Consider the following 11418-nt stretch of genomic DNA (forward strand, 5'->3'; position numbering starts at 1 on the left):
GACCACGCGGCACTTCCCTCTCAATAATTCTGGAGTGATCACCATGAGCGGTAACATTTTCACTGGCTGCATCCCTGCCCTGATGACCCCGTGCACCGCCGAGCGCAAACCCGACTTTGACAAGTTGGTGGCCAAGGCTCGGGAACTGATCGATATCGGCATGAGTGCAGTCGTGTACTGCGGCTCCATGGGCGACTGGCCGCTGCTGACCGAAGCCGAGCGCCAGGAAGGCGTGGCACGCCTGGTGGCGGCGGGTGTTCCGACCATCGTCGGCACCGGCGCCGTGAACAGTCGCGAAGCGATTTCCCATGCGGCCCACGCCGCCAAAGTCGGCGCCCACGGTTTGATGGTGATCCCGCGCGTGCTGTCTCGTGGCGCCTCGGCCACCGCGCAAAAAGCCCACTTCGCCGCGATCCTGAATGCCGCTCCGAAGCTACCGGCGGTGATCTACAACAGCCCTTATTACGGCTTCGCCACCCGCGCCGAGCTGTTCTTCGAACTGCGCCGCGAACACCCGAACCTGATCGGCTTCAAGGAGTTCGGCGGTGCCGCAGACCTGCGCTACGCCGCTGAAAACATCACCTCCCAGGACGATAACGTCACCTTGATGGTCGGTGTCGATACGCAAGTGGTGCATGGTTTCGTCAACTGCAACGCCACCGGCGCCATCACCGGCATCGGCAACGCCCTGCCGCGCGAGGTGCTGCAACTCGTGGCCCTGAGCAAGCAAGCCGCCAACGGTGATGCCAAGGCTCGTCGCCTGGCCCGGGAGCTGGAATCGGCATTGTCGGTGTTGTCGTCGTTCGATGAAGGCTGCGACCTGGTGCTCTATTACAAGCACTTGATGGTGCTCAACGGCGACAAGGAATACACCCTGCACTTCAACGATACCGATGTGCTCAGCGCTGCCCAGCGTCGTTATGCCGAGAACCAATACGCGCTGTTCCGCCAGTGGTACGAACACTGGTCGACCGAGCAGAACGATGTCTGATCGCGCCGCTGAGTGTCCCGACATTGCGGTCATCGGCGCCGGCATCATCGGCGTCGCTTGCGCCTTGCGCCTGGCACGCCAGGGGCTGCGGGTGGTGGTCATCGATCAACAGGAACCCGGTCATGGCGCCTCGTTCGGCAATGCCGGGCACCTGGCCACCGAGCAGGTGTTTCCCATCGCCGACCTGTCGATCCTCAAGCGCCTGCCCGCGATGCTGATGGACCCAATGGGCCCGCTGCGCCTGGACTGGAAATACCTGCCTCGCGCCCTGCCCTGGTTTACGCGGCTGCTACTAAACCTGCGCCCGGCGCCCTTCCAGCGCACCGTGGCCGGCATCCGCGCGCTCAATGAAAGCAGCCTTGGCGCCTGGCGTCGGTTGCTGGAGGACATCGCCCGTCCGGATTTGATGAGGGAGGACGGCTCATTGCTGGTCTTCGAGCACGCCGACTCGCGTCAGGCAATCGAAGCACTGCAAGCACGCATGCGCCAGCAGGAAGTGCCCGTCGATTACTGGCAGGCCAAAACCGTAAGCGCCATGGCCCCGCAACTCAGCGAGCGGATACAGGGCGGCTTGTTCTTCCCGAGCACCGGGCATTTTCTCGACCCCTTTCGCGTGGTTGGCGAACTGGTGCACGCCGCCAAAACCAGCGGCGTGCAATTCCTCAAACAACAGGTCCAGAACGCACACCTGAACGAGCACGGTGTCTCGCTGAACACCAACCACGGTAGCCTCACCGCCCGCCGGGTGCTGATAGCTTGCGGTGCCCACTCGGCAAAACTCACCGCAGCGCTGACCGGCAAGAAAGTCCCGCTGGACACCGAGCGCGGTTATCACCTGATGTTGCCCCATGAACATGATCGACTGCCGTTCGCCGTCACCTCGCTGGAACGCAAGTTCATCATGACGCCGATGACCGATGGCTTGAGATTGGCCGGCACCGTCGAGTTCGCTGGTCTCGACAGCCCGCCGAGCATGCAACGCGCCTGGCAATTGCATCGCCTGAGCCAAGGCTTGTTCAGCCGCGACCTGAGCGCGGAAGCCGCCACGCCATGGATGGGCTTTCGCCCGTCCTTGCCGGACTCTCTGCCGATCATCGACCGGGTGTGCGATGGCAAGGTGTTGCTCGCCTTTGGTCACCAGCATTTGGGGCTGACTCAGGCAGCGGTGACGGCTGAACTGATCGCACAAATCGCTGCGCCCAGCGCTACCAGCACATCCCATGAGTTGCCGGCCATCGGGCCTTACAGGCTGGATCGTTTTTGAGGAAATAAACCCTGCGTGATCACAACGCGCAAATTGGCGTAAGTTACAGAACCTTAATCCCCCGCCAGGAAAGCGCACGCCATGCAGCTCCAGCCGTTCAAGATTTCCATCCCCGACGCTGACATTGCCGATTTGCACCAGCGTCTGCGGCGCACTCGTTGGCTGGAACCCATCGACGGCCAGGGTTGGAGCGAGGGCACGGACCTGGTTTTTTTGCAGTCGTTGCTCGCGCACTGGGCCGAGGGTTTTGACTGGCGTGCCCAGGAAGCACAGCTCAATCAATTGCCGCAATACCTCGCCAAAATCGGCGAACAAACGGTGCATTTCGTTCATCAGCCCGGCACCGGACCCGCGCCGCTGCCGTTGATCCTGACCCACGGCTGGCCGGGTTCGTTTGTGGAGATGCAGCGCCTGATCCCCTTGCTCGCAGACCCCGCCAGCCATGGCGGCGACGCGGCGGATGCGTTCCATGTGGTGGTGCCGTCCCTGCCGGGTTTTGCGTTCTCGCCTGCGCCGAAACATAAAGGTGTTGGCCCGTATGAAGTGGCCGAATTGTGGGCGGCGCTGATGGCCGGGTTAGGCTATGAGCGATTTGGCGCTCAGGGCGGCGATCTGGGTGCTGGCGTCTCGACCTGGCTGGGACGGCGGTTCCCCGAGCAGATCACCGGGATTCATCTGAACTACGTGCCCGGTTCCTATCGCCCGCCATTGGGCCCGGACCAGCCACCGATCTCCTCAGAAGAACAAGCCTTTCTCGATCGTGGCGCAGCCTTTGCCGACGCCGAGGGCGCCTACGCCAAAGTCCAAGGCACCAAGCCGCAGTCCCTGGCGATCGGCCTCAACGATTCGCCGGCCGGATTGGCGGCATGGATCGTCGAGAAATTCCAGGCGTGGACCGATGGCTCCGGCGATCTGCAACGCGCCGTGGCCCTCGACGCGCTGCTGACCAACATCAGCGTTTACTGGTTCACCGGCAGCATCGGTTCGTCGCTGCGGCCGTATGTCGAAGGTCGGGCCCGGCCACTGGCGTTTGCCGCCGGGGAACGGGTGCAGCCGCCCACCGGCGTGGCGCTGTTCCCCGCCGAACTGCCGATGCCGCCGCGCAGTTGGGTCGAGCGCTGTTTCAACCTGCAGCGCTGGACCGCCATGCCCAAGGGCGGGCACTTCGCTGCGATGGAACAACCGCAGTTGCTGGCCGAGGATATCCGCGCGTTCTTTCGACCGCTGCGTTGATCTTTGCAGGCGTGCCGCGTAAAAAAGCCTGTTCGCTACGAGAACTGTCCATCCACGGTTCTCGTGATCACAGTCAGCAACCCATAAGGTTCGTCTCATGAGCAAAGCGTCTTACGTACCTCCCCAGGTCTGGAAAAACAACGCCCCGTCCGGCGGACAATTCGCCAGCATCAACCGCCCGACCGCCGGGCCTACCCACGAAAAAGTACTCCCCGTCGGCAAGCATCCGTTGCAGCTTTATTCGCTGGCCACGCCCAATGGCGTGAAGGTCACCATCCTGCTCGAGGAACTGCTGGCGCTCGGGCATAGCGAGGCCGAATACGACGCCTGGCTGATCCGCATCAATGAGGGCGACCAGTTCTCCAGCGGCTTTGTCGAGATCAATCCCAACTCGAAAATCCCGGCCTTGCTGGACCGCAGCGTGGAGCCGGCGATTCGTGTCTTCGAGTCCGGTTCGATCCTGCTGTACCTCGCGGAAAAGTTCGGCGCCTTCCTGCCCACCGATCTGGCGGGACGCACCGAAACCTTGAACTGGCTGTTCTGGCAGATGGGCGCAGCGCCTTACCTGGGCGGCGGTTTCGGGCATTTCTACGCGTACGCGCCGGAGAAGCTTGAGTACCCGATCAACCGCTTCACCATGGAGGCCAAGCGTCAGTTGGATGTACTTGATCGTCGTCTGGCCGAAAGCCCTTATCTGGCCGGTGACAGCTACACCATCGCCGATATTGCGGTCTGGCCCTGGTACGGCCAATTGGTGCGGGACAACGTGTACTCGGCGGCGGAGTTTCTGTCGGCCCACGAATACAGCCACGTTCAGCGCTGGGCGGAAGACATCGCCAATCGGCCGGCGGTGATCCGTGGCCAGCGAGTCAACCGCACGTGGGGCGATGAGGCGAGCCAGGTGCCTGAGCGGCACGCGGCTGATGATTTGGCTTAGCCGATCAGTTCGACGGCGGGATCGGGTTCAATCGATTCGGCCGCTGGCGCCATGAGTTCAAGCAATGTCATCTATTTTTGGCCGAGAACCTGAAAAAATCCCGGACACGTGAATGTCTCCGGGATTTTTCGTTTACATCGTCGGGCATTACCGCCGACTTACTTCTTGATCAACAGCGTTTTCGGGTTGGTGAACAGCAGCCGACCTTCATGCCCGCCTTCGGTGCCCACACCGGATTGTTTGTGGCCGCCGAACGGAATGTCCACGCCTTGGGTGTGCATCTCGTTGACCCACACCATGCCGGTCTCCAGACGATTCGCCACCGCCACGGCCAACCGGGTATCGCGTCCCCACACCGAGCCGCCCAAGCCGAACGGGCTGTCGTTGGCGCGTTCGATCACATCGTCCACTTCGTCATACACGATGATCGGCACGATCGGACCGAACTGTTCCTCTTGAACGATTTTCGAGTTCTCCGGCGGGTTGTCCACCACGGTGACGGGAATGAAGTAACCCGGCCGCCCCTCGTCCACCTCACCGCCCAGCACGATTTTCTGCCCGTTGGCCTTGATGTCGTCGAGGAAGGTGCGGACCTTGTCGAACTGCATCTTGTTTTGCATCGGGCCAATCGTCACGTCCGGATCGAGGCCGTCGCCGAGCTTCTGCTGGCGGGCGTACTCGACGAATGCCGCGACGAATTCCTCGTGGAACGACCGATGAATGTACAGGCGCTTGATGCCCACGCACCATTGGCCCGAGTTACCAATCGCCCCCCAGAACAACTGGGGAATGGCGGCTTTCCAGTCGGCATCGGGCAGGACGATGGCGGCGTCGTTACCACCCATTTCCAGGGTCAGGCGCTTGACGGTGCCGGCAGCCGAGCGGATCACGTGCTTGCCGGTTTCCGTCGAGCCGGTGAAGCTGATCTTGGCGATGTCCGGGTGAGCCGTCATGTGCGGCCCGAGTTCATTGCCGCCGGAGACAATCGACAACACGCCCGGCGGGAATACCGATTGCGCAATTTGCCCGAAGCGCAGCGTGGTCAGCGGCGTGAACGGCGAAGGCTTGATCACCATGGTGTTGCCGGTAAGCAACGCCGGGGCGACTTTCCACAGCGCCAGAAGCACCGGGAAATTCCACGGCGTGATCGCGCCAACCACGCCCAGCGGCGTATGGTGCAGTTCGACAATGTGGCTGTCGGTGTCTTCAAGGATTTCGACTGGAATGCGTCGGGCGGCAATCTGGCGAATCCAGGAAATCGACTGGTCGACCTCCGGCTCGGCTCCGCTTTTGAGCGGCTTACCCTGCTCCAACGTCAGCAAACGGGCCAGCTCATCGCGATGGACTTCCAGTGCGTCGGCATAGGCATTCAGGTAGCCCTGGCGTTCGTCATAACTGAGCAGCGACCAGCGCTTGAACGCAGACTTGGCCGCCGATACGGCCTGGTCAAGTTGTTCGGAAGTTGCGGCAGGCGCGTTAGCCAATACTTCACCTGTTGCCGGGTTTATTACTGCGAATGAATCTTTCGTCTCGACTAGTTCGCCGGCAATGCTCAGATAATAAGGACCTTCAAACAGATTGGCCGGCGCAATGCTGCGCGACAGGTTATTCATGATATCGACTCCAAAATATTAACTTTTCAGGCAACAGTTGGCCGACGTGCCAACGAATCGTCAGCACGTGACTTTTAAACTTTCGAAACGTGAGTGTTAGCGGGTTAGATCACGCCAGCAACTTGAGCAGTGCTTTTGCAACTGCCTCGGAACTTGCCGGATTCTGCCCGGTGACCAGCAGACCGTCTTCGACAATAAATGATGCCCAGTCACTGCCCTTTTCATACTGGGCGCCGAGTGCCTTGAATTCATCTTCGATGAGAAACGGCACCACTTCGGTCAGACCGACGCCGGCCTCTTCCGAGTTGGTGAAACCGGTGACGCGGCGGTTCTTGATCAACGGCTCACCGCTGGCAGCCTTGACGTGACGCAGGGCGCCCGGGGCGTGGCATACGAAACCGATGGGTTTGCCGGCGCGCTCAAAGGCTTCGATCAACGCAATGGATGTGCTCGATTCCGCCAGATCCCACAGCGGGCCGTGACCACCTGGGTAAAAGACCGTGTCGAAATCCGCCTGCGAAACCGAATCCAGTTTCACAGTAGACGCAAGGGCCTGCTGCGCCGCCGGGTCGGCCTTGAAGCGCGCGGTGTATTCGGTCTGGAAGTCGGGCTCATCACTTTTCGGGTCCAGCGGTGGCTGCCCGCCAGCTGGCGACGCCAGCACCACTTCAGCACCCGCGTCAGTAAAGGCGTAGTACGGCGCGGCGAATTCTTCGAGCCAGAAACCGGTTTTCTTGCCGGTGTTGCCCAGTTGGTCGTGGGAGGTCAATACCATTAATACTTTCATGTGTGTTTCCTCGGAGAGTGTGGTTATCAGTTTTTTTCAGCGCATCCCAACAACGTTCGCGTCATCAGCATCGCTTCATCGAATACAACGGTTGTAAGGGTTATCTTTGCCATGACACTCGCCCCCAGCCACAACGCGTACAAGCGCAGCGCCATGCGCTCGGGAGCTTCATCCATCGTCAACGAGCCATCTTCAATGCCGCGATCCAGCGCGGCGGCCAGCACGCTGATGATTTGCGACGTGCCGCGGTCCAGGGCCAGCCGCATGGGCTCGGAAAGATCCGCCACCTCGGCCCCGAGTTTGACGGCCAGGCACTTGCCGGCCTCTGTTTGCTGCGTCTGGTTGTCGATCCAGCACTGCCAATACCGCATTAACTTCTGGCGTTGCGACGCCTTCGGTTCCTGAAAAATCTGCCGCACGTCGTTCAAATAACTTTCAAAATAGTTATCCAGCAACGCAACACCGAATGCATCTTTGGAACTGAAGTAATGATAAAACGAGCCTTTTGGAACATCGGCGGCCTGAAGTACTTCATTCAAGCCTACTGCAGTAAAACCTTTATGACTCACAATCAGTTGCGCAGTATCGAGAATATGTTGCCTTACACTTTTGCTGACGTTCATCTGCTTATCCAACTGTCTGAGTAGACTAGTCGTCTAGCTCGTTGAGTTGAATGTTAGGAGCCGGGCAAAAGTTGCACAATGTCAAATCCGCAAGGATTCCGGACATGGCTGTCACGATGTCAGTTGCCGTTTGCCGGACCAACCCCGACAATCACCGACTTGTCGCCCCCTGGAGAGATGGAATGCACAGCGTTGCATTGGTGATTTATCCAAATTTTCAACCGCTGAGCCTGTCCGTAGGCTCGGTATTCGAGTGTGCAAACCTGCTGCACGATGAACCGGCCTACGAATTTCATCTCGTGTCGGAAACCGGCGGCGCCGTCATGTCCTCCCAGGGCTTTTCGGTGAACAGCACGCCGATCCGCGCAGAGGGTTACGACACCCTGATTGTCAGCGGCTACCTTGAGTTCCAGTTGCCGGACACCAGCCTGCTTGAATTCGTCAGGGCCGCCTCCGCGCAATCGCGACGGGTGGTCTCGCTGTGCACCGGCATCTTTGTGCTCGCTGAAGCCGGTTTGCTGGCCGGCAAACGCGCCACCACCCACTGGCTTCACGCGCCGGCCTTCCAGAAGCGCTACCCGGACATTCGCCTTGAAGAAAACAAGCTGTTCGTGGTCGACGGCCAGGTGTGGACCGGCGCCGGGATGAGCGCCGCGCTGGACTTGACGCTGGCCATGGTCGAGAACGATCTGGGCAGCGACCTGGCCCGGCGGATCTCGCGCAAACTGGTGATCTATCAGCGCCGTGGCAGCGAACATTCCCAACTGTCGGCGCTGCTGGAACTGGACCCCAAGTCTGACCGCGTGCAGTTGGCGATGGCCTACGCACGGGAGAATCTGACGGATGATCTGTCGGTCGAAGCGCTCGCTGCCGTGGCGCGGCTCAGCCCTCGCCAGTTCAGTCGCTTGTTCAGGGAAGAAACCGGGAAAACGCCCGCCAAGGCGATTGAGAGCCTGCGGGTGGAAGCGGCGCGAATCATGATGGAGACCGGTCGCCATCCCATTGAAGTCATCGCCAGGACGACCGGATTCGGTGATCGCGAACGCATGCGCCAGGCGTTTTTGCGGGCCTTCGGACAAGCGCCACAGGCGATGCAAACTGCGCTGTTCAACGCCGGGTAAGGCACATCGCGGTTGTTTCACCTTTGCATTGATCTTTGCCGTCGCGCCGCGTAAAAAAGCCTGTCCCTTTTCGATCGCGCAAGGAGCATTGGATGCTGGCGTTACACACCGAGCAGCTGTATTTCCGGACCATGGTCGAGGCCGACTGGCCGCTGTTTCTCAGGCTGCATTCCGAACCCCAGACCATGCAATTCGTGTTCGGGGAAATTGCAGAAGAACAGATTCGCAAAGGCTTCGATCACCGGCTCCCGGCGTGGACCCCGCAGTCCGAGCATTGGTTGTGTCTGGTGGTGGTCGACAAGGCCAGCGAGCAGGAGCTCGGCGTCAGCGGTTTCCGCATTTTGTCGCCGGGCCACGCCGAGGTCGGCACGCTGCTGCTGCCGGAGTTTCAGGGTAAAGGGTTCGGCACCGAGTCCCGGCGCGCGATCATCGACTATGCCGCTGCCATCGGCCTCGAATCGCTGGAATCGACCGTCACCGACGGCAATATCGCCTCGTGCAAGGTGCTGGAGAAATGCGGTTTCGTGTTCGAACGCCGCGTGCCCCACGCCTATCAGATTGGCGATCAATGGTTTGACGACCTGATCTATCAGCTTCGGCTCACTTGATGAGTCAGCGCCCGAACTCCGGCACCCTGGCCTCGTTGCGCGCCCTGCCCCCTCCGACCCGCTGGCTGTTGCTGGGGATCGGGCTGGCCCGTGTCGCTTCGTTCATGATCTGGCCATTCATTGCCGTGGCGATGAACAAACGCTTCGGTACGCCGATCACCGAGATTGGCGCGCAACTGGCGCTCGGTGCGCTGATCTCGATTGCCTTGTCGCCACTCAGTGGTTTGCTGGGCGATCGCTTCAACTCGCGCAACCTGATGCTGTTCGGCTGTGCGCTGTGCGCCAGTTGTTACCTGTTGATGGGCCTGTTGCCAGGACAAACCAGTTACTTCGTGGCGATCATCGGCATGGCGTTGTCCCAGAGCATTCTAGAACCGCTGCTGCGCATGCTGTTGAGTGACACGGCGGTCGATGATGCCCAGCGCACGTTCCTGTTCCACATCCGTTATTACGTGGTCAATTGCGCGGCGGCCATCGGCCCGCTGATCGGCCTGTGGTTTGCCAACCATCAGAGCGATGGCGTGTTTGGCATTGCCGTGTGCGTCTACGCGGTGCTGACCCTGACGATTATCAATGCCGCTCGGGCGCGATTGCGTAACCCGCACCTGAGCAAAACCGCCTCGCCACCGCTGCGGGAGATTTTCCACGCGATCCTCGGCAGCAAGTTGTTCCTGTCGATCATCGTCGCCAACTTTTTCCTGGTGCTGGTCTACGCGCAAATCGATGAGCCGCTGACCTTCTACCTGCTGCAATTGAGCGTCGACGACATCAACCACATCATCGCCATGATGAGCTTCACCAACGCCGCCGTGGTGCTGGTGGTGCATCTGTTTTTGATGAGTTGGCTGATCGCCCTGGCCGACAAGACTGCCTACTTGATGGCGCTGGGTTGCTTGATGGTCGCGCACGCCCTGATTGCGTTGAACACCGGGGCCTGGTGGGCTGGCTGGCTGTTTGCGGTGGTGTTCGCGACCTTCGCCGAGATCATTGTGATGCCGCTGTTTGGCACCCTGATTGATCGCCTGGCGCCGCCGGGGATGCGTGGGAGTTTTATCGGGATTTCGATGTTGGCGGGGTTTGGTTCGGCGTTGGCACCGTTGTTGGGAGCAGTGGTGATTGCGCACTTCGGGGGTGCGGTGTTGTTCTGGGGGCTGGCGTTGGCTTGCATTCCGATTGGGTTGTTGGGGTATCGGGTGTTGCGGGTTAGTCAGCCTGAGGTGGTGCCAGCTCCCTCCCCGGTTTGAGGTCCGCCCTTTGTGGGAGCGGGCTTGCTCGCGAAAGCGGTGTGTCAGTCGACATCATCATTGACTGACACAGCGCTTTCGCGAGCAAGCCCGCTCCCACAGGGGTTCTGTGGTGAGTTCAAGGTTTGGGTTGCTTGCCCAGGATCGTCACGCGTTCGCCGTAGCGCGAATGCGGGAAGTAATCCCAGACTGCGTGATGCTGGGTGCAGCGGTTGTCCCAGAACACCAGCGTGTTGGGCGCCCAGCGTACGCGGCAGCTGAGGATCGGTTCCCGGGCGATCAGATCGAACAGCATGTTCAACAGCATCTGGCTCTCGCCACCGGACAGCTGGACGATGTGCGAGGTGAACCCTGAGTTGACGAATAGCGTCTTGCGCCCGGTTTCAGGATGGCGGACCACCACCGGATGTTCGGTCTTGGGCAGATTGGCCGGTGGCTGGAAACCCTTCCACGGAATCTCGCCATCGTGGATCGCGGTCAATTCACCCAGAAATTGCTGCATCGTCGGTGACAGCATTTCCACGGCCAGGTGCATGTTGGCAAACAGCGTATCGCCGCCGGTGCCGATGGCAGGGGTTTCCTTGACGTACAGCATCGAGCCCATGGACGGTTCCAGGTCCGCCGTGCCGTCGGTGTGCCAGGTTTCCCCGGCGACGAACCGCGATTGCGCGTTGGCGCGGATCACCACCAGTTCCGGGTCATCGCCATCGATGTCCTCCACCGGCAAGGCCCGCAGTTCACCGAACAATCGGCCGAAGGCTTTGTGCTGGTCCACGGTCAGTTGCTGGTCGCGAAAGACCAATACGTGGTTTTCCAGGAAGGCCCGACGGACTTCTGTGAGTTGTTCTTCGCTCAGCGGTTGCGATAGGTCGACACCGCCGACTTCGGCACCAATGATCGGTGTCAGACGGTCGACTGTGATGCTGTTGTAAGGCGCACGGGATTGTCCCGCGATGCGCTCGATAGCCTTCAATGCCAATTGATCCATGTTCCCTCA

At 60.4% G+C, this 11418-nt stretch carries 11 protein-coding genes; 7 read left to right on the forward strand and 4 right to left on the reverse strand.

Annotated elements, in window-relative coordinates; genetic code table 11:
- The first annotated feature begins 43 nt into the window (after positions 1 to 43).
- The 4 genes from LOY68_RS17740 (at position 44) to yghU (ending at position 4425) form a co-directional block, all read left to right on the forward strand.
- Complete coding sequence (locus tag LOY68_RS17740; RefSeq protein WP_054050870.1) at positions 44 to 991, forward strand: dihydrodipicolinate synthase family protein; 948 nt, start codon at positions 44 to 46, stop codon at positions 989 to 991.
- The gene (locus tag LOY68_RS17745) at positions 984 to 2255 is read left to right on the forward strand and encodes an NAD(P)/FAD-dependent oxidoreductase (protein ID WP_265038794.1); all 1272 of its coding nucleotides are present in this window, start codon (positions 984 to 986) and stop codon (positions 2253 to 2255) included. Before LOY68_RS17740 ends, LOY68_RS17745 begins: the two co-directional genes overlap by 8 nt.
- 81 nt (positions 2256 to 2336) lie before the next feature.
- Complete coding sequence (locus LOY68_RS17750; protein WP_265038796.1) at positions 2337 to 3488, forward strand: epoxide hydrolase family protein; 1152 nt, start codon at positions 2337 to 2339, stop codon at positions 3486 to 3488.
- A gap of 97 nt (positions 3489 to 3585) precedes the next feature.
- The gene (gene yghU, locus LOY68_RS17755; protein WP_265038798.1) at positions 3586 to 4425 is read left to right on the forward strand and encodes a glutathione-dependent disulfide-bond oxidoreductase; all 840 of its coding nucleotides are present in this window, start codon (positions 3586 to 3588) and stop codon (positions 4423 to 4425) included.
- Between the two features lie 158 nt (positions 4426 to 4583).
- Here the strand turns inward: yghU and LOY68_RS17760 are convergent, their stop codons facing one another.
- The 3 genes from LOY68_RS17760 to LOY68_RS17770 form a co-directional block, all read right to left on the reverse strand.
- Positions 4584 to 6038, reverse strand: coding sequence for an aldehyde dehydrogenase family protein (locus LOY68_RS17760; RefSeq protein WP_265038800.1), 1455 nt, complete (start codon positions 6036 to 6038; stop codon positions 4584 to 4586).
- A 109-nt stretch (positions 6039 to 6147) separates the two neighbouring features.
- Entirely contained in the window at positions 6148 to 6825 is a 678-nt protein-coding gene (locus LOY68_RS17765) for a type 1 glutamine amidotransferase domain-containing protein (protein ID WP_265038802.1), read from the reverse strand.
- A gap of 26 nt (positions 6826 to 6851) precedes the next feature.
- Positions 6852 to 7448: a TetR/AcrR family transcriptional regulator gene (locus tag LOY68_RS17770; protein WP_163914655.1), complete on the reverse strand. Its 597-nt coding sequence runs from the start codon at positions 7446 to 7448 to the stop codon at positions 6852 to 6854.
- Positions 7449 to 7630: 182 nt separating this feature from the next.
- On the opposite strand from LOY68_RS17770, the gene LOY68_RS17775 reads away from it, so the two are divergent.
- The 3 genes from LOY68_RS17775 to LOY68_RS17785 all read left to right on the forward strand — a co-directional run bounded on the left by LOY68_RS17775 (position 7631) and on the right by LOY68_RS17785 (position 10421).
- Positions 7631 to 8569 carry a GlxA family transcriptional regulator gene (locus LOY68_RS17775; protein ID WP_265038805.1) on the forward strand — a complete coding sequence of 313 codons (939 nt, stop codon included), beginning with the start codon at positions 7631 to 7633 and terminating at the stop codon, positions 8567 to 8569.
- 92 nt (positions 8570 to 8661) lie between these two features.
- On the forward strand, positions 8662 to 9177 hold the full coding sequence (locus LOY68_RS17780) for a GNAT family N-acetyltransferase (RefSeq protein WP_265038807.1): 516 nt from the start codon (positions 8662 to 8664) through the stop codon (positions 9175 to 9177).
- A complete protein-coding gene (locus tag LOY68_RS17785; protein ID WP_265038808.1) occupies positions 9177 to 10421 on the forward strand; it encodes an MFS transporter in 1245 nt (414 codons plus the stop codon). Before LOY68_RS17780 ends, LOY68_RS17785 begins: the two co-directional genes overlap by 1 nt.
- A gap of 118 nt (positions 10422 to 10539) precedes the next feature.
- On the opposite strand, the gene LOY68_RS17790 is transcribed toward LOY68_RS17785, so the two are convergent.
- Positions 10540 to 11409 (reverse strand): TauD/TfdA dioxygenase family protein, encoded by an 870-nt coding sequence (locus LOY68_RS17790; RefSeq protein ID WP_265038809.1) that lies wholly within the window; start codon positions 11407 to 11409, stop codon positions 10540 to 10542.
- Positions 11410 to 11418 lie beyond the last annotated feature (9 nt).

It is taken from the genome of Pseudomonas sp. B21-053, assembly GCF_026016365.1.
GTDB classification, from domain to species: Bacteria; Pseudomonadota; Gammaproteobacteria; order Pseudomonadales; family Pseudomonadaceae; genus Aquipseudomonas; species Aquipseudomonas nunensis.